The following is a 19069-nucleotide window of genomic DNA, read 5'->3' as shown; positions in this document are numbered from 1 at the left end:
TTAATCTGGTTCCAAGCGCCATCAGGCCCCGCCTATCAAATTTCCGAGACTGCCGTTGTTTCCTGAGGCGGCAATCACGGCTTCTGCGCCCGGGTTTTTTGTCGATCAAGGCCTGAATTATATCGGAGGGCCCCTCTTTGCGCAGGAAATCCAGAATGAGGCCGATGGTTTTTTCCGCGACAGCATTACCGATGCCGACCTTTTCGGCCAGCCGCCCAATCAATTCATCCATATTGGCCCGCCCTCAACCGGTAATGCGCCGGCTCCTTGCTCGGGAATTTATATTGATCTTGCGCGCCGCGATTTACAAGCGATGACCGCTTTGGGAAGGGCAATTCAGTTTCGATCCCAGGCAAGTGTTGCAGCAATGCAAGAGCAGGCGCCTTCCGGCTGCGTTCCGCCACGGAAAACCGGCGTGATCGGTAGATCGCGTGCCGGTCTGGAGGCCCGTATTCCCTTGAGCGGGCTTTGCCTGGTTTCAATCGGCTTGCAAGATGCAGTATGCTCGTGCTGCCTGCCTACCGGCCGCCGATGCGGATGCAATGTCACTTTCGATGTGAGAGTAAGATAACAAGATGTCCGACAGCAAGATAGCCGACAGCAGGATAGCCGATACCGACGAGAAAATATTTATCGGCAAGGGTGAACAGCCGGCATGGCTGACGCTCGCGCTGGCTAATCGCCATGGCCTTGTTACCGGCGCTACTGGAACCGGCAAGACCGTTTCGCTGCAGGTGATGGCTGAGGGATTTGCGCGTGCCGGTGTGCCGGTGTTCGCGGCCGACATCAAGGGAGACCTCTCCGGCATCGCCGAAGTGGGGGAGGCCAAAGATTCTATCGTCAAACGCGCCAGCGATATCGGGGTCGCCTTCCGGCCGGACCAGTTTTCGACGGTATTTTGGGATGTTTCCGGCGAGCAGGGGCATCCGGTGCGTGCGACGGTTACTGAAATGGGACCGCTGCTGCTGTCGCGAATGCTCGATCTGAACGATGTGCAGGAAGGCGTGTTGAACGTTGCGTTCCGGGTGGCCGACGATAACGCGCTTGCGCTGATCGATATGAAGGATCTCCGTGCGCTGCTCGACGCGATCGTGCCGGTCAGCGGCAAAAAAGGTGCCGATGGCGGTGACGATGCCCTGGCCCCGATCCGCAAGGCCGCGCAAGGGTTCGGCAACGTCACCCGGGCCACCGTCGGAACCATTCAGCGCCAGCTTCTGGTATTGGAAAACCAGGGCGGAGCGAAGTTTTTCGGCGAGCCCGCGCTGGCGTTGAAGGATTTCATGCGCAGCGACCGCGACGGCCGGGGCATGATCAACATCCTGGTGGCCGACAAACTGATGCAAAGCCCAAGGCTTTACGCCACCTTCCTGCTCTGGATGCTGTCCGAGTTGTTTGAAGAACTGCCGGAGGCCGGCGATCCACCGAAACCGAAGCTCGTGTTCTTCTTCGACGAGGCGCACCTGTTGTTCAACGATGCGCCGAAAGCTCTGATGGACAAGATCGAGCAGGTCGTGCGGCTGATCCGATCGAAGGGCGTCGGGGTTTATTTCGTGACGCAGAACCCCATCGATGTGCCCGACACGGTGCTTTCCCAACTCGGCAACCGCGTGCAGCATGCGCTGCGGGCTTTCACTCCGCGTGACCAGAAGGCGGTTGCGGCCGCAGCGCAGACCTTCCGACCCAATCCGAAGCTCGACACCGGGTCCGTGATCATGGAACTGGGCAAGGGCGAGGCGCTGGTGTCGTTCCTCGAAGGCAATGGCACGCCAGCAATGGTCCAACGCGTGTTCATCCGGCCGCCCTCGGCGCGGATCGGACCGATCACGTCGGAGGAACGCAAGGCGATCATGGACCAAAGCCCGGTGAGGGGCAAATACGACACGTCAATCGACGCCGAATCCGCCTATGAGTTGTTGCAGAAGCGCGTGGCCGGGAATGCTGCGGCTGCGAGCGAGTCTCCGGGCGGTGGCGGAATTCTCGGGCAGATCGGCGCAATCGTGGGGACGATTTTCGGCACCAACGTGCGGCGCGGCAGATTATCGACCGGGCAGTTGATCGCGCGCGGCGTCACGCGCTCGGTCACCAACGAGGTGGTCGGCGGGGTCGCCGCCGATCTCGGCAAATCGGTCGGCGGCTCGCTTGGCGGTTCGGTCGGCCGCGCGTTGGTTCGTGGCGCGCTCGGCGGCTTGCTGCGGCGATAAGGTGTTTCCCTGCTTTGCTTGCGGCGTGGTCTCCCTCTGATATTGCGGAAAGGTGCGCGTGCTGAGATATCCGTCGTTGCGAGCGCCGCTCGATATTCTTTTCCTGGTCTGCTGTGTCGCACTGACGGCTGACGTTCTGGTTCCGGAAATCTGGGGAAACGGAAAGACAAAGGACTACCCGCTCTGGTTTTGGGCCGGGCAGCAGGTCCTGCGGGGCAGGGACCTCTACCCCAGCGACCCCAACGCCCATTTCGACTTCATCTACCCGCCGCTGCCGGCGGTTCTGCTTGCGATCCCGGCTTATTTCGGCAAGATACCGCTCTACACATGCCTGTCGTTTTTGAACGCGGCGGCATGGTGGATGACGGGTCAGCTCTCCAACGCGATGACGGGCTCGGGTCGGATTCCCGGCCCGTGGCTGTTCGCGCTGCCGGGTTTTGCTACAGTTACCTTTGTCTTCGACATGTTCGATCTCGGTCAGCCTAACCTCGTTCTGCTGGCCATGATGTTGTACGGGTTCTGGTTGCTGCAGCACGAGCGCCCGTGGATGGCGGGAAGCATGTTTGCGCTGGCGACCGCGATCAAGGTCTTCCCGGTGGCTGTATTTCCCTATCTCGTTTGGCGAAGGCGGTGGGCGGCAGCCGCAGGCATGGTGGTCTTCTCCGGGATTTTTCTGTTCCTGCTCCCGGCCCCGATTCGTGGATACCAGCACAATTTTTCCGAGTTGAGGACGTGGTATCAGGGAATGGTCGCATCGAGTTCGGAGCAGGGGTTCGGCCAGCGTGCCGAGCAGAACTGGTCCTGGGTCAACCAATCCATCATCGCCGTGACGCATCGGCTGACGAGGCAGGTCAACTACAACCAGGATAATCCGGCCAAGACGGCCGCGTACATGAACCTGCTCGATCTCGATTTCAAGACCGCGAACTGGGTCGTGCTGGCCATTTCGCTGGCGCTCGGGCTTGGCTACATCGCGGTGATGCCGGCGCGCTCGCGGATGACTCCGCGGTCAAATGCCGAAGAACTGGGTATCCTGTTCTGCCTGATGACGGTGGCCTCACCGCTGGCCCGGCAGTATTATTTCATCTGGCTGTTCTTCCCGATGACCATCTTGATGCATCGCGCCGCGTATGATCCCCGGGCTGCGGTTCGGGCGGGCAGCTGGGCTGCACTTGCGATTGCGGGGCTCCTGATGTGCCTGTCATTTCCGGTTTTTCCGAATGATCTGCAGGCCTATGGCAACAACCTGGTCGCTACAGCGTTGATATCGGGCGGATTGGTCTGGCACATCCTGCATCCGCCCTCGGCCGGCTCGGTCGCCTCTGTGGCTCCCGGGATTGGCACCCTAGAATCCGATATGTAGAACGACCCGCCACCAGCCAGGGAAGATCGAAGATGTCCAATGCGCCGCACCTGCAAGCCGTGCTCGACCGTATCGATGCCGATTTCGATAACAGCCTGGAACGGCTGTTTGCGCTGTTGCGGATCAAATCGATCTCGGCCGATCCGGCCTTCGCCGGGGACTGCAAGTCAGCCGCGGACCATCTGGCGAGCGACATAGCCACACTCGGTCTCGCCACTGAGGTCAGGCCAACGGCAGGTCATCCCGCCATCGTCGCCAAGCCCAGTGGCAGGAGCAACGGTCAGCCACGACCGCACGTGCTGTTCTACGGTCACTACGATGTGCAGCCGGTCGATCCGCTCAATCTCTGGCACCGCCCTCCATTCGAGCCGGCCGTCGCCACCCACGCCGACGGGCGAAAAATCATCGTCGCGCGAGGCGCCGAAGACGACAAAGGGCAATTGATGACGTTTGTGGAAGCCTGCCGGGCCTGGAAATCCGTCACCGGGTCGCAGCCGGTCGACGTGACCATCGTGATCGAGGGCGAAGAAGAAATCGGATCGAAGAATTTTGTTCCATTTCTTGAAACGAACAAGGATGACCTCAAGGCCGATTTCGCGCTGGTCTGCGACACCGGCATGTGGGATCCGGATACGCCGGCGATCACGACGTCGCTGCGCGGCCTGGTTTACGAAGAAGTGAAGATCAAGGCCGCCAACCGCGACCTGCATTCCGGTATCTTCGGCGGCGGCGCCCAGAATCCGATCCGGGTGCTGACCCGCATCCTCGGCGGCCTGTTCGATGAGGACGGCCACATCACCATCCCCGGCTTTTATGACGGCGTGAAGGACCTGCCGCCTGATATTTTCGCGCAATGGTCGAAGCTCAACCTGACGCCGGAATCCTTTCTCAAACCGATCGGGCTCTCAGTTCCCGCCGGCGAGAAGGGCCGCCTGTTGATCGAGCAGATCTCGTCGCGGCCGACCTGCGATGTCAACGGCATCATCGGCGGCTACACCGGCGAGGGCTCGAAGACGGTCATTCCGGCGCAAGCGTCCGCCAAGGTTTCGTTCCGGCTGGTGCAAGGGCAAGAGCCCGGCAAGATCCGACAAGCCTTCCGCGACTATGTCACCGCGCGGCTGCCGGCGGATTGCAGGGCCGAATTCGGCGATCATTCGAGCGCGCCGGCCATTGCGCTCGACTGGAAGATGAAGCCGCTTGCCGCCGTTAGGCGTGCCTTGACCGACGAGTGGGGCAAGGAGGCGGTGCTGATGGGTTCGGGCGCCTCGATCCCGATCGTCGCGGATTTCAAGCGCACGCTCGGCCTCGATACCGTGCTGGTGGGCTTTGGCCTCGATGACGACAACATCCATTCGCCAAACGAAAAATACGACCTGAGGAGTTTCCACAAGGGCATTCGGTCGTGGGCCCGGATTCTCGCGGCACTGGCTGACGCGCCGCGCTGATCTACCAAGTTAGGAGCCTGTCCCGAATGGTCACTGTTCAATTCTGAACAGGTTACATCTTAAGGGTTATTTCAAATATAATTGCAAATTTAGGTTGCTCAGTCATGCTTTTTTCTTCATGATGCCCGGTGTGTTTCAGACCGCACAATGGGGCTTGCCATGACATCCCTTCGCGCCGCATCGATCGGTTCGGCGCTGTGTCTTGCTACCCTTGCTCTGGCATCGCCGGGGTGCGCACAGACCAAGTCAACCGTTAAGATCACGGTCGGAACGACGCTGGCCAAGATCCCGGCCATGGCGTTCGGGATCAACACCGCGGTCTGGGATGGAGACATGCTCGATGCCAAGGTGCCGGGTCTACTGACCAATGCCGGTGTTACCGCGATGCGCTATCCCGGCGGATCGACCTCGGATGTCTATAACTGGCAGACCAATTCGATCATTGGGGGTGGCTTCACCAACGCCAATAACGATTTTGATGCCTTCATGGGGCTGGTCAAGAGCACCGGCGCCACCCCGATCATCACCGTGAACTACGGCTCCAATACCTCGGACAATGGCGGCGGCACGCCCGCTTTTGCGGCGTCATGGGTGCAGTACGCCAACAAGACCAAGGGCTATGGCGTCAAATACTGGGAAATCGGCAACGAGGTCTATGGCAACGGCGAATACGGCGCGCATTGGGAGACCGATCTGCACAGCGCGCATGATCCTTCGACCTATGGCACCAATGTCGCGGCGTTTGCCAGCGCGATGAAAAAAGTTGACCCCACCATCAAGGTGGGCGCCGTGCTGACCGCGCCGGGCAACTGGCCCGACGGAGTGTCGCCGAACTGGAACACCAACGTGCTGACGAAATGCGGCACCTCGATCGATTTTGTGATCGTGCATTGGTATCCGCAAAATCCCGGCAGCGAATCCGATTCCGGCCTGCTGTCGTCGACCCGGACCATCGCCGCCATGGTGAGCGGGGTGAGATCCCTGCTGGCGACCTTTGGCGGTGCCAATGCGGCCAACATCCAGATTCTCGTGACCGAAACCAACTCGGTATCGTCCGACCCGGGCAAGCAGACCATCAGCGTCGTCAATTCGCTGTTCATCGCGGACGACATCATGGACTGGCTGGAAAAGGGCGTTACCAGCGTCGATGTCTGGGCGCTGCATAATGGCTCCACGGCGGGCAATACATCCTCCAGCCTGTTTGGCACCTCAACCTTCGGCGACTACGGCATTCTTTCAAATGCGACGTCCGGCGAGCCGGCGGCGGATACCCCGTTCCCGACCTATTACGGCATCCAGATGCTGACCAAGCTCGGCAAGGCCGGCGACACCATGGTCACTTCCTCGTCCAGCAACAGCCTGCTGGCCGTACACGCGGTGCGTCCCGCCAGCGGCGGCTTGGCCGTGCTGCTGGTCAACAAGGATCCAAAAAACAAGGTCACCGCCACCATCTCGCTTTCCGGATTTACGCCGGCCGGCACCGGCACCATCTACACCTACAGCGAAACCAGCGGCGTCATTGACTCCGTCAGCGCCAGCAGCCTCGATAGCAGTTTCAACTACACCGCCGCGCCCTATACCCTGACCACCATCGTGCTCAAGTAGCCAGCCGTTACGCTTCAGGAAATATTGGTACCAGAACGCCGCCCGGGATTGGGCGGCGTTCTGATTTTCGAACGTGTAGAGGGTGTGTGGCCAATTTTTAGCGCATCCGGCCGGTTTCGTCCACCTTCGTTTGTTTTACGTCAATTCCTGTAGCTTGGATCGAGCCGGTCGAGCTTGCGGAGCAGCGGCGGCCATACCAGCTTGGTCGAACGCAATTCCGCGCGATCGGGATTCGAAAACATCGTTTCGTTCTTGTCGATCACCGCCTTCTCGATCGGATAGGCGGTCGGGCCAAGCATGCGGGTGCGTACCTGCATCGTGCAGGCCCGCTCCAGATGGTACATGCGCTCGAAGGCGGAAGCGACGGAACGGCCGACCGTCAGCGTGCCGTGATTGCGCAGCAGCATGTGGTTCTTGTTGCCGAGATCTTTCTGCAGCCGCGGGCGTTCGTCATGATCGAGCGCGACACCTTCGTAGTCGTGATAGGCGAGATCGTGGGTGACGAATTGCGCGGTCTGATTCATCGGCAGCAGGCCTTCCATGCAGCTCGCAACCGCCGTGCCGTCCGGGGTGTGCAGATGGAGCACGCAGCCGGCATCTTCGCGCACTTCGTGGATCGCGGAGTGAATGGTGAAGCCCGCCGGGTTGATGCTGTAGTCGCTCTCGGTCAGCTGGTTGCCGTCGAGGTCGACCTTCACCAGGCTGGAAGCGGTGATTTCGTCGAACATCAGGCCGTAGGGGTTGATCAGAAAATGGTGCTCGGGTCCCGGCACGCGCGCCGAGATGTGGGTATCGACCAGGTCGTCCCAGCCATAATGCGCGACCAGGCGATAGCACGCGGCAAGATTGACCCGCTGGTTCCATTCGGCCTCCGCCATCTCCGACGGCACTTCCTTCAGGCGAGCTTCCGCTGGTGACATGGCCCGTTTCTCCCGTTTTGAACTGCTGAATTGTGTTCAGCCTAACCCTGCCGCAGCTCCGCGGCAAGGCGCTGGCCGCCGTGGCAGTCATGCTTCCTGAGCATTTGCCTAGGGCGCGGGAATTGCCAGCAGGCTGGAAATGCTGCGCCCGCGGATATCGTAGACCCGTGCGAACACCACATCATCCCGCTTGATTTCGACCAGGACCGGCGCTGTCAAACCCTTACAGTAGAATTCGCCGAGCGTCATCGCGAAATCGGCGGCGTGGCTGTCCCAGCCGATCGTGAAATCAGGACCGAGCGCGACCTGTGCCGGCCGTTGCGGACCGCACACCGCGACCTTCCATTTGCGGCCTTGCGGCGGCGCTTCCTGCCGCTGGGCGATCTCCTCGCGCAGGCCATCGGAAGCCTGCTTCAGCGCCAGGCCCCAATAGTCCAGCATGTAGCGATCGTCGGCGCTGCGCACCGTGCCGGCGATGTGATTGAAGTGGGCGTACTGGTAGGGGTGCAGCCGGATCATCTCGCCGAGCGGCAGCAGCAGGCCGAACGCGAACACCACGACAAAAGCGGGCTGCCAGCTGCGGCGATTTTCCCCAAGCCAGTTCATTCCCCACGCGAACGCGGTGCCTGCGAGTACCGTCATTGGCGGGATCACAAAAATGAAATGGCGAATGCCGTTGTAGAGCGCCGGGCGTTTCAGCATCGCGATCACGAGCGGCAGCGTCGCCGCCAGCGTCAGCATCAAGAAGATGGTTTTGCGGCGGGCCGATACGTCGCCGCGCGGCAGCGCGACAAACGTGCCGACGACGCCGGCGATGGCGAGGCCGAGCAGCACTTCGGGAAGCTGCAGCGCAAACAGGGTCGGCAGATACGACCAGGGCATGTCGCGCACCGACACCAGTGCGCCGTCGAACATTTCCTTCCAGGGCTTCTCGAAGAAGTGCGAGAAATAAATCAGCGCCCGAAAGGGATTGCCCGGTTGCATGATCGACCACGGCCAGATCAGCCCCATCACGAGGTAGCCAAGGATCAGGCCCGGCATCAGCACATGCAGAACATGCAGGAAGCGTTGCCCGGCTGGGCGCGCGCCATGGGTGTGAATCTCTTGCAGCATCAGCGGTATGAACCCGACCAGGGCGTAGACTAGAGCAAGCCCGCCGAGGATGCGGGAGCCGATCGCCAAGCCGGCGCCAAGGCCGGCGATCAGAATGGTGCGCGGCGAGGGTTGTGGATATTCCTCGGCGAGGCGGACGAGGCCGAGCATCAGGATCACCATCGCAACGGCGAACGGCGCATCCTTCGGATTCATGAACATATGCCCGTAGAAGGTGGGGCACAGCGCCAGCAGCAGCAGCGTCGCCAAACCAGCAAGCGGGCCGCCGACGCGCCGGCCAAGGCGCCAGGTCACCGCAAGGCCAACGATGCCGACGGCGGCGCCGAGCAATCGGCGGGTCTCAAACAGCTCGAGCGGGATGACCTTGTGCAGCAGCGCGGCCGCCATGTCGAAGCCGCCGCCATACATATATAGATTAGCGAACGACAGCGCGCCGGTATCCTTGAAACCGGAACCATACATGCGCAGCAGCAGATCGGCGTATTCGGCGTGGGTGTAATCGTCCCAGCCTAATCCGTAATCGCGAAATGTCAGGCTGGCGATTATCCCGACCACGGCCAGCACCAGGATGGCAAGGTCGTCGCAGGTTTGCTCCACCGAGCGCCGCGAGGGTGCATCGATGGCCGAAGTCGTTATGGATGACATGACTATTGGTAACCCGGCGTCCCTAATGGCCCAGCTGGCGCTTTGAGCCTCGATTCCCCGGCATTCCTATAGCGTAGTTGCCTGCTCAAGTAATTGGGAATTTTGGCCTAATCGCTGTTGCAATGCAGTGCTGCCGGCGGCTTGAAGCAGTCATGCGCCGCCCAGCTACCCCCGGGGCAGAACTGAAGTCACGTATTATATTTCCTTGGCCGGACGGGGAATTTCCCATGGAACTGCCGCCACAATTGCTGGTTGGCGATCTGCACAATATGACGGTATTGTGGAGGAGGGGGCTTGCGCGCATTTCGGGCGCGCCCGAGGGTGAGTTCGATGTTGGCTGTGTTATTGATCGCCGGGATTGCCTTGTTGTCGGCTGGTCTCGTGGCGATTGGTTACGGGATACCGGTCAAGGAGTTCAGCTTCGGCAATACCCTGATCTTCAGCGGCACCCTTGTGGCGTGCACTGGGATGATCATACTCGCCCAGTGGATGGTGGTCCGGGAACTAAGAACTATCGCGCGGCAGTTTGCTCGCGGAAACCCCACCATAGACCTGGGCAACGGGCTGGACCATGAACCTGAGGAAGACCATGGTTTGGTCTTTGGCCGCGACCAGCCGGCAGCCCAGTCGCTGGCGACGCCGCCGTGGCGGGATGAGGGCCCGCCTCCCGAGCGCGGACGGCAGAACATCCCCGCCGGCGAGATCGAGCCAAGCAGCAAGCAGCGCCGTAACCTGTTGTTTTCGTCTTCGCGGAAGGAGCGCGAGCGAACCCAGGGACGAACCACCGAGTTGCCTGCGGCTCTTCGAACAGCACCGCCCGATGCGGCGCATTCGGCCGAATCGGACGATCTGGCACCCAGGGCGTTCGAAGACACCTGGCCAAAGCCGGAGAGGTCGCGGACGCCCGATGCGCCGCCGCGCCGCAGCGGCCGGGCGCCAACGAGATTTGCCGCGGCAAGCGCCGGCGCAGCCGGGCCCGCCGCCGAGCGGAACGAGGATTGGCCGCCGATCACGGTTCTCAAATCGGGCGTCGTCGATGGCATGGCCTACTCGTTGTATTCAGATGGCTCGATCGAAGCCCAACTGCCTGAAGGCATGATGCGCTTTGCTTCGATCGAAGAACTGCGCTCGCATCTCGACCAGCGCTCGTGAGCGCGCTGTACTTCCGGTGAACTTGACTAGAAAAATAAAGTGCCGCTGTTCTTGTCACGTCAGCAGTAATCCGTTCATATTCGGCAAGTAGTGGAAGATTACGAAAGCTCTTGGGCGCTGCGGGATACTGTCCGATCCTGTCGGTTCCCGGGTGATTTCGGTCTTCGAGAGGTTCAAGCCATGACAGACGGTTCCGGCAAAAGTTTCATCGACCTGACCGCGAATATCGTGTCGGCCTATCTCAGCCACAACACCACGCCGGCTTCCGAGATTCCGGCCTTGATCAACCAGATTCACTCGGCGTTGCTGCGGGTTTCAACGGGCCGCAGCGAAACGCCGGCGGAACCGGCCAGACCTGCGGTCCCCTTGAAGAAATCGATGACCCCGGACTATCTGGTCTGTCTTGAAGATGGCAAGCGCTTCAAATCGCTGAAGCGCCATCTGCGTACGCAATACAACATGACGCCGGAACAATACCGGGACAAATGGGGTCTTCCGGCCGACTATCCGATGGTGGCGCCGAACTACGCGGTGGCGCGATCGCAACTCGCCAAAAAAATGGGGCTCGGCCAGCAACGGCGGCGACGGAAGTGAGCCAAAGCGGGCGATCCGACTTTTCAGGATGCGGCGGCTAGCGCCTCGCGCGCGTCGGAGCGAATGCGCTCGACCATGGCGCGCAGGCCGTTGGAGCGCTGCGGCGTCAGATGCGCGCGAAATCCCAGCCCGTCGAATACCGCCAGGGCATCGGTGGCGAGAATGTCCTGCGGCGTGTGGCCGGAATAGAGCGTCAGCAGGATCGCAATCAGCCCGCGCACGATATGCGCGTCGCTATCGCCGAGATAATTCAAGCGCGGTGCGTTGCCGCGGCTGCGGTCGATCTGCTTGGAGAGCCAAACCTGGCTGGCGCAGCCCAGCACCTTGTTGGCAGCGGAATGTTCGGCCTCCGGCATCGGATGCAGCGTGCGGCCGAGTTCGATGACATACCGATAACGGTCGTCCCAATCGTCGAGCAGCGCAAAATTATCCCTGATTTCGTCGATCGTCATGTTGTCCCGCGCTCGATGCCCCCTGGCCATATATAGGATGACCTGCGATCGAAAGCGATATGGCGGGCGAAATTGAAGGATACGGGCCTTAAGCTGTCGTTATGGCGCAAGATGCCATTCTGCGAGCAGATCATCCGGCGTCAACGTGTCGCGCGACGCCAGCGCGGGATCAGCATTCTCGATGCCACCGATCGAGCCGGTATGGTCGGATGAATGCTTGTCGGTGATGATCTGGTAAAGCTTGCGCGCGCCGTCCTGGGCGCGCTGACCGATCACGGTCGCGGCCTGGCCGCCCACCTGGCATGCCGCCGGCTGGCGCTTGCAGAACTGGCCGAGGTCCGACACCGCCGCGGTCGCAGCCGATACGGCTGCCGATGCCCCGACCTGCGGCAGCTTCTCGGATTCAGGCGTCTTGTCTCTGGGCAAGAGCACGAGCACCAGTCCCAGCCAGAATGCCATGCGAAGCAGAAAAAACATCTCGCGGCCGTCTCTTTCGGTTTCGTCGCGGTCGATCTCGCAAAATCGGTTCTTGACTAGCATTCGTCGATAAACCGCAAGTGTTTGCATGACGCTTAAATTGTCTAAAATCTGCCAACAATCCAATTGATTGGAGTCGACGTAAATTTTTGATTGATCGTGGCTTTCCCGATGGCAACCGCGCCGGGACGTATCCATTGCGAAACCGTAGCCGGGAGGCTGCGGAAACCCGGCGTTCACCATCTGCATTGAATGAACCGGCCCGCGGCCGCCAGAAACGCCGCAGACGCGTGGTCTTTGCGGCGAGGCCTTGCGGCCTTAGCGTTCGCTTAATTTCGCTCTGACACGGTGGCCCAACGATTAAGGGGTCGTTCCGGCGCGTCGGTTCGACGAGCAAGCCGAAGCGCGGAGGCCGTGACCGTTTTGAGTATCATCCGCGATTGTCTCGACGCGCTGCTGCATCCGTCGGCCCGCTATGACGAGCTGACGCGTGCGCGGCATCGTGTATTCATGGCGCCGCGGCTGTTTGGAAGCCTGGCGGCACTGGCGGCCTTCCCGGTCTATCTTGCGATGCGCGGGGCGCCCACCCCTCTTGAGGTTGCGGCCTTCGCATGGCTGATAGCTCCTATTCTGCTGTCGTGGTTCCTGTCGCGTACCGGCCGCTACGAAGGCGCGCATGTGCTGTCGTCGCTGGCACTCGCCGGCCTGATCATGACGCTGGCGATGACCACCGGCGGCATCCTGTCCTTTGCCGCGATCTGGCTTGTCGTTGTTCCGCTCGAGGCAGCGCAGTCGGCTTCGCGTCGCGTGGTTGCGTTCGCCTCCGCGCTGGCGCTTTCATGCGCCGCGCTGTTGATCGTGCTCGGATTTTTTGATTTGTTGCCGGCACCGCAGACGAGCCCGGCGCTGCGAGGCATATTGATGGCGGTCGGTGTCGGGTCGGCGACGCTCTATGCTGCGGGACTGGCATTCGGCGCCGAATCGCTGGCGCGCACCTCGGTGTCGCTGCTTTATCTCGAGGAGGATCGGTATCGGCTGCTGGCGCGAAACATGAGCGACGTGATCTCGCGCCATCGCCGCGACGGCGCAGTGCAATTCATTTCGCCGGCGGTGGAGACCTTGCTGGGGGTTCCGGTGGCGCGGCTGCTGGGGCACGGCCTGTTCGACCGCGTCCACGTCGCCGACCGGCCGGCCTATCTTACCGCGCTTTCCGATGCCGCGTGCGGCGGCGAGGCGCGCAGCGTCGAATTTCGTCTCCGCCGAGAGGCGCCGCGCGGCGAGCGGGGCCAGCACAATCCGATCGATTTCATCTGGGTCGAAATGCGCTGCCGGCCGCTCGATCGCGCGTCACAGGCTGCGCCTGTGTCCGCTTCCGAGGTCGTCGCCGTGATGCGCGACGTTACCGACCGGAAAGTCGGGGAACAGGCCCTCGATTTGGCGCGCGCCGCCGCGGAGCAGGCGGATACGGCCAAGACCCGTTTCCTCGCCACCGTGAGCCACGAGCTGCGCACGCCGCTCAACGCCATCATCGGCTTCTCCGAAATGATCACTCAGGAAGATGCCCTGATGCTGGACGCGGCGCGCCGCAAGGAATATGCCCGACTGATCAACGATTCCGGTCAGCATCTGCTGTCGGTGGTTAATGGTATACTCGATGTGTCCAAGATGGAGTTCGGCAATTTCGAAATCGTGCCGGAACCGTTCGCTCCGCGCGCGGCGCTGATCAATTGCTGCAACCTGTTGGCGTTGAAGGCGCGGGAAAGCGGCATCGATCTGGTGATCAGCATGCCCGAGGATTTGCCTGCCATGACCGGCGATCTGCGCGCGTTCAAGCAGGTCGTGCTGAATCTCGTTTCCAATGCCGTCAAGTTCACCGAGCGCGGCGGCAAGGTGACGGTTTCCGCCGCCGTCGAGGGGGCGCGCCTGGTGCTTAGGGTGACCGATACCGGCGTCGGCATTGCGGCCGACGATCTGAAGCGGATCGGCGATCCGTTTTTTCAGGGCGGCAAGACCTATCAGCGGCGCCATGAAGGCACCGGCCTCGGGCTGTCGATCGTGAAAAGCCTGGTCCGTTTGCATGCCGGCGAGATGACGGTGCAAAGCAAGGTCGACGAAGGCACCACCGTGACCGTCGCGTTGCCGCTTTCGTTCTCGCCGCCGGCGCTCAAGCCGTCAAGCAATATCGCGACGCTCACGCCGGCGCCGCGATCTCAAACCCAGGACCAAGCCCAGGTGAAGAAGAGTGCCTAGAAAGATTGCGGGGAATAACGCCATGCCACGCCGCCGCCGTGGCGCCGACACCAAAGCGATCGAAGCGGATCCAGAGCGCGGCCTGGCGATGCGCATTCTGCTGCATAGCCCGAAGGACATGGTTGCCGGCGCGCTGGCATTTGCGGCGGCCAGCGCCATCATCGCCAATGCGCTGTTCCTGCAGGCCGGACGCCATCCCTCGCCAATGTTCGGCCCAGTTGTCGCGGCGCCCGCGGCCGCATTGGCGCCGGCCAACCCGCTGCCGCGGCCGCGCCCGGTTGAGGCCGATCTGCAGCCTTCCGAGCCAAAATCTGCCGAATCCAGATCAGCCGAATCAAAGTCTGTCGAGCCGAAGCTTGCAGATCCCATGGCCAATCTGGTCAAGGCGACCGGCATGCCGGCCATTGCGCCCCCCGCCATCGCTCCCGCCACCGCCGTGGCACGGCCGCCGGCGCCGATCCCGGCACCCACTCGGACCGACACCCTTGCCAATTCGGGCGCGCGCCGCGTGGCGGCGGTACAGCAGGCGCTCACTGAATATGGTTATGGCCAGCTGAAACCGACCGGCACCCTCGGCTCGGACACCCAGGCCGCGATCTCAAAATTTGAGCGCGAGCGCAAAATGCCGATCACCGGGCAGATGTCCGACCGCCTGGTGCGCGAACTAAGCGCGATGATAGGTCAGCCGATCGATGGGCCTAAGTAGTAGGTATTTGTTCTTATTACCTTTGCAATGTGAAGCATACATTTGCATCTAAACGGAATGTTCATCGGCTCCACGGTCTATAGGCTTACCCGTCGAGCGTACGTCTGTTGTACGCGAACGATGGGTGTGATCGAGGCGTAGAGTCGGAGCAACATTATGCACGCCGTCCTTGGCGAGCCACAGATATTCATTTCGACCATAGGTGCGAAGCGCCCCGAGCGCCGGCTGGCACTCACAGTTGTTCTATTGTCTTTCGTGTGTTTTATTTTCATGATTCCGTTCACCCGTGTGCCGTTACCGCAGGTATGGGCGTTCATACCGATCTACAACTCGACGCTCATGATCAGCGATCTGATCACCGCGATCCTGCTGTTCGCGCAGTATGACTTGCTGCGTGCCCGCTCGCTCCTGGTCCTCGCCAGCGGCTACCTGTTCACCGCCGCAATGATCGTTCCGCACGCGCTCACCTTCCCGGGCTTGTTCGCGCCGCACGGGCTGCTGGGTGCGGGACCACAGAGCACTGCTTGGCTTTACATGTTCTGGCACAGCGGCTTGCCGCTCGCGGTCATCGTGTACGCGCTGATAAAGGGCGCCGAGCGCAAAACCGCCGAGCCCCGCGGGTCGAGTCGCGCCGCGGTGGCAGCGAGCGTTATCGTCGTGCTCGCGGCAGCATGCGCGCTGACGTTTGCCGCCACGGCGGGTCACGACGTCCTACCCGCCATCATGGTGAACAATGGCTATACCTCGGCAATGACGTTCGTGAACACCTCGGTTTGGATGTTGAGCCTGGCCGCGCTCGGTGTCTTGTGGCTGCGACGGCCGCACTCGGTTCTTGACTTGTGGCTCATGGTCGTATTATGCGCGTGGCTCTTCGATGTGGGGCTCAGCGCGTTGCTCAATGCCGGGCGTTTCGACCTCGGCTTTTACGTTGGCCGCATCTACGGCGTTCTGGCGGCGACCTTCGTTCTGTCGATGCTGCTGCTCGACATGGCCGCCCTCTATGGCCAGCTCATCCGCCTGCTCGGGACCGAACAACTGGAACGCATGCGGCTGGCGGACCGGCACCGTCGTCTGGTCGACACCTCGCCCGATCTTATCCTGGTCACGGATCGGCGCGGCAAATTTATCGACGTCAGCCCTAGCTCGGCCGCGATCCTAGGTTATCGACCGGAGGAGATGACGGGCCGCATCGGTAAGATATTCCTTCATCCGGATGATCTCGAAATCACGCGAAATGAGATGCACCGAACGCGGCACGGTCAAAGGATGCAGAATTTCGAGGCCCGCTACGTGCACAAGATCGGCCATGTGGTGACGCTCGCGTGGAGCGGAGTCTGGTCGGAGATCGAGCAGTTGCATTTTTTCATCGGTCGCGACGTGACGGAGGCCAAACGTACCGAGCAACTGAAGACCGAGTTTGTGGCCACCGTGAGCCATGAGCTGCGAACGCCGCTGACGGTCATCGCGGGTTCGCTTGGGCTTTTGACCGGCCGGGATGCCGAACAACTCGCCGACCCGAGGCGCTTGCTCAATATGGCGCAGGCCAATTGCCAAAGGCTGCTGCGGCTGGTCAACGACATCCTCGACATCGAGAAGATCGAGCGGGATGGGATGGTTTTCGACTTTCAGCCGGTCGAGATGAAGTCCCTCGTCGAGAAGGCAATCGAAGCTAACTACGGCTTAGCCGAAAAGTTGGACGTTGTGGTGAGGCTGGATGATCGGGCAGCCGATTCCACCATCCATACCGACGCCAACCGTCTCACGCAGGTCATCGCCAATCTTCTTTCCAACGCGGTGAAGTTCTCTCCCCGCGGCCAGGAGGTCTTGGTTACTATCGAGGCGTGGAACGATCGGGTCTGCATCGCCGTGCGCGACCATGGTCCTGGTATTCCTGATGAATTCAATGCCAGCGTCTTCGAGAAGTTTTTCCAGATCGACGCCTCCGACGCGCGGCAGAGGGGTGGTACCGGCCTCGGCCTAAGCATCGTCAAGCAGCTCATGACTCGGCTCGGCGGGGAGGTGAGCCACAATGCGGCTCAAGACGGTGGCACGATCTTCCGCATCGACCTGCCAGGCGGGGATACCCGAGCTACGACCCACTGCAACGGCGCGGCGCGAGCCGCGTAAAGCGCCGGTCATCTTGAGCCCGGAGGAAGTCGCCCGCATGCTCGGCGCTATCCTCAGGCACCAGATGAACGTGAAGCCGAAAGACCGAGCCATCGAAAGTGAAGCTACCTTCCCGCATCGGCCTGCTATCGGGATTTCTCCTGACTGATGCTGAACGCCCATGTCATCAACGATCGCGCACACCTCGTTCAAATGCCCAATGGGAACGGGCATCATCAGGTCGATGAATAGCTGCTCACATCGCGCTCCGTCATACCACCTGCTCCGGGGCTGGCGCCTTGGGCAGCGCGAAGTGATCCGGCAACGCCTTGAACCTGTTCAATACCCATGCCACCGCCACCATCGTCATCATGCCGGCGAAGCTGACCAGGATCTGGGCGAGGATATCGCCTTCGATCTGAACCAGGAACCAGTGCGCGGCGAAGGACAGGAAGACGCCGAGGCAGAAAATCGGAAGCGAATTCTGCCCGATCGCAATTAGAGGTTGCAGCAGCCGTGAATGCAGCATGGGCCAGCTGCGCGGCACATAGCGCACAAACACCGCCGCCAGAGCCAGAAAGTGTATCAGGCGGAACATGTCGAGATCGGATTTGTCGATCGGATAGATGATGTGAATCATCCATTTTGGCACCAGCGCATCGAGCCACGGAACGTGCCAGGTCATCACGATCAGGAACGAGAATGCGATCCACGCCAGCGCCAGGAACAGCACGGCGCGTGAGCGGATCAGCGGCGCGATCTTGGCGGCCTTGGTGACGCCGCACCAGGCCCCGAACACGAACAATAGCTGCCACGCGAACGGGTTGAAGTACCAGTTTCCCGACGGAAATGACGGCAGGTTCCAGTCGAAGATGCGCGCCAGGACGTAAAGAATGGCCGAGCCGAGCAGGGTCCAGGCGGGACGTTTCAAGAGGCCCCACAGGATCGCCGGCAACGAAAGCACGAGCACGATATAGAGCGGCAGCACATCGAGGTCGACGGGTTTGAACTTCAGCATCAAGGCCTGCCCGATCATCACGTCGGGGTGCTCGAGAAACAGGTAGATGTTGTACTCGTTGCCGTACATCGGATTGTCGAAGCGGCGCGCAGCGCGCGCAATCTGCGCGATGAAAAACAGGAACAGGAAAATATGCGCGATGTAGAGCTGCCAGGCCCGTTTCAAAAGCCGCTTGGTGGCGGCGAGAAACTGCCGGTTGGCGATCGCCGGACCGTAGACGAAGCCCGCGGTATATCCGGAAATGAAGACGAAGAACTCCGCGGCATCGCTGAAGCCGTAATTGCGCAGCGTCAACCAGCTGACGATGTCGTAGGGGATGTGGTCGAGAAACACCATCCACTGTCCGATGCCCCGCATCAGATCCAGCCGCAGGTCGCGCTCGGCTGGAGCCAAAAGACCGGTATCATTGCGGTCAGCCATGCCCGTCATCCTCGTTGCCGCGAGCTAGTCTCTCGCCATCGGCCAGAGACTATATCTTGCGTTGGTCCTTTTCGATGTTGGCAGACCTGGTTCCGGACATGCCAGCCGAGCCCCGAATTCATGGCGCTGGCATCAACATGTCCGCTAGCCTATCCTTAATCCGATGCGTTTGAAATCCAGCATATGGGTGGCAGCCTATCTGCGCCGCTGCCAGACCGAAGGCGTCTTCGGCGCCGTGCGCCGGCGCGGCGCCGAAGAGGCCGGCGCGGTGCTGGTCAAGGTGGCGCTGCTCGATGGCAAGGCCATGCTCTATGTCCCGGCGCCGCAGACGGTCTATGACGACAGCCGGCCGGCCGAGCGGATTTTCATGCCGGTATCCTCGCAACCGGTGCCGGAAGCCGCCGTGGAGGAACGTCTCGTCAAGGAAATCCGGTTCGACCCGGATGCCTGGATCGTGGAGACCGAGGACAAAGCAGGGCGGCATTTTCTGGATCTGGCACGGGCCTGACAGGTATGCGCAAAACCGCATGCGGCGGCACCCCTTGATCCCTACTAGTCCGGTTCTGCCTTGCGATCACGCGATGTGCGCTAGCGCCCCGAAC

General features: G+C 61.3%; 15 protein-coding genes and 1 pseudogene. 10 read left to right on the top strand and 6 right to left on the bottom strand.

Features of this window, described 5'->3' with window-relative positions; translation table 11 throughout:
• A pseudogene (locus ABSG20_RS10450) lies at positions 1–232 on the bottom strand (DUF2267 domain-containing protein); the annotation flags it as partial.
• 343 nt (positions 233–575) lie between these two features.
• Between ABSG20_RS10450 and ABSG20_RS10445 the strand changes: the two are divergent.
• The 4 genes from ABSG20_RS10445 (at position 576) to ABSG20_RS10430 (ending at position 6614) form a co-directional block, all read left to right on the top strand.
• Positions 576–2201, top strand: coding sequence for a helicase HerA-like domain-containing protein (locus ABSG20_RS10445; RefSeq protein WP_423864425.1), 1626 nt, complete (start codon positions 576–578; stop codon positions 2199–2201).
• A gap of 61 nt (positions 2202–2262) precedes the next feature.
• Positions 2263–3564, top strand: coding sequence for a glycosyltransferase family 87 protein (locus tag ABSG20_RS10440; RefSeq protein ID WP_423864427.1), 1302 nt, complete (start codon positions 2263–2265; stop codon positions 3562–3564).
• Positions 3565–3596: 32 nt separating this feature from the next.
• Complete coding sequence (locus ABSG20_RS10435; protein WP_423864424.1) at positions 3597–5009, top strand: M20/M25/M40 family metallo-hydrolase; 1413 nt, start codon at positions 3597–3599, stop codon at positions 5007–5009.
• A 159-nt stretch (positions 5010–5168) separates the two neighbouring features.
• Positions 5169–6614 carry a hypothetical protein gene (locus ABSG20_RS10430; protein WP_423864423.1) on the top strand — a complete coding sequence of 482 codons (1446 nt, stop codon included), beginning with the start codon at positions 5169–5171 and terminating at the stop codon, positions 6612–6614.
• Positions 6615–6754: 140 nt separating this feature from the next.
• On the opposite strand, the gene ABSG20_RS10425 is transcribed toward ABSG20_RS10430, so the two are convergent.
• Positions 6755–7534, bottom strand: a complete 780-nt coding sequence (locus ABSG20_RS10425; RefSeq protein WP_423864422.1) for a class II aldolase/adducin family protein — start codon at positions 7532–7534, stop codon at positions 6755–6757.
• Positions 7535–7642: 108 nt separating this feature from the next.
• Positions 7643–9292 carry a glycosyltransferase family 39 protein gene (locus ABSG20_RS10420; protein ID WP_423864421.1) on the bottom strand — a complete coding sequence of 550 codons (1650 nt, stop codon included), beginning with the start codon at positions 9290–9292 and terminating at the stop codon, positions 7643–7645.
• A gap of 330 nt (positions 9293–9622) precedes the next feature.
• Here ABSG20_RS10420 and ABSG20_RS10415 point away from each other — a divergent pair, with 330 nt between their 5' ends.
• Positions 9623–10444 carry a DUF308 domain-containing protein gene (locus ABSG20_RS10415; RefSeq protein ID WP_423864420.1) on the top strand — a complete coding sequence of 274 codons (822 nt, stop codon included), beginning with the start codon at positions 9623–9625 and terminating at the stop codon, positions 10442–10444.
• A 180-nt stretch (positions 10445–10624) separates the two neighbouring features.
• Entirely contained in the window at positions 10625–11038 is a 414-nt protein-coding gene (locus tag ABSG20_RS10410; RefSeq protein WP_423864419.1) for a Ros/MucR family transcriptional regulator, read from the top strand.
• A 23-nt stretch (positions 11039–11061) separates the two neighbouring features.
• On the opposite strand, the gene ABSG20_RS10405 is transcribed toward ABSG20_RS10410, so the two are convergent.
• Both ABSG20_RS10405 and ABSG20_RS10400 read right to left on the bottom strand, forming a co-directional pair.
• Positions 11062–11490: a SufE family protein gene (locus ABSG20_RS10405; protein ID WP_423864418.1), complete on the bottom strand. Its 429-nt coding sequence runs from the start codon at positions 11488–11490 to the stop codon at positions 11062–11064.
• Positions 11491–11589: 99 nt separating this feature from the next.
• The gene (locus ABSG20_RS10400) at positions 11590–11967 is read right to left on the bottom strand and encodes a DUF5330 domain-containing protein (protein ID WP_423864426.1); all 378 of its coding nucleotides are present in this window, start codon (positions 11965–11967) and stop codon (positions 11590–11592) included.
• A 414-nt stretch (positions 11968–12381) separates the two neighbouring features.
• Between ABSG20_RS10400 and ABSG20_RS10395 the strand changes: the two genes are divergently transcribed.
• From ABSG20_RS10395 to ABSG20_RS10385, 3 genes are all read left to right on the top strand, one after another.
• The gene (locus ABSG20_RS10395; RefSeq protein ID WP_423864417.1) at positions 12382–14217 is read left to right on the top strand and encodes a PAS domain-containing sensor histidine kinase; all 1836 of its coding nucleotides are present in this window, start codon (positions 12382–12384) and stop codon (positions 14215–14217) included.
• A gap of 22 nt (positions 14218–14239) precedes the next feature.
• On the top strand, positions 14240–14923 hold the full coding sequence (locus ABSG20_RS10390) for a peptidoglycan-binding domain-containing protein (RefSeq protein ID WP_423864416.1): 684 nt from the start codon (positions 14240–14242) through the stop codon (positions 14921–14923).
• A 156-nt stretch (positions 14924–15079) separates the two neighbouring features.
• The gene (locus ABSG20_RS10385) at positions 15080–17050 is read left to right on the top strand and encodes an MASE4 domain-containing protein (protein ID WP_423864415.1); all 1971 of its coding nucleotides are present in this window, start codon (positions 15080–15082) and stop codon (positions 17048–17050) included.
• 250 nt (positions 17051–17300) lie between these two features.
• Here ABSG20_RS10385 and ABSG20_RS10380 read toward each other — a convergent pair whose 3' ends face one another.
• Positions 17301–18467 carry an OpgC domain-containing protein gene (locus tag ABSG20_RS10380; RefSeq protein ID WP_423864414.1) on the bottom strand — a complete coding sequence of 389 codons (1167 nt, stop codon included), beginning with the start codon at positions 18465–18467 and terminating at the stop codon, positions 17301–17303.
• A 163-nt stretch (positions 18468–18630) separates the two neighbouring features.
• Between ABSG20_RS10380 and ABSG20_RS10375 the strand changes: the two genes are divergently transcribed.
• A complete protein-coding gene (locus ABSG20_RS10375; protein ID WP_423864413.1) occupies positions 18631–18975 on the top strand; it encodes a DUF1491 family protein in 345 nt (114 codons plus the stop codon).
• Positions 18976–19069: the final 94 nt, after the last annotated feature.

The organism is Bradyrhizobium sp., from assembly GCF_049512235.1.
GTDB lineage: Bacteria > Pseudomonadota > Alphaproteobacteria > Rhizobiales > Xanthobacteraceae > Bradyrhizobium.
The sequence above is the reverse complement of the archived record's forward strand: the minus strand, read 5'-3'. Positions and strand labels throughout refer to the sequence as shown.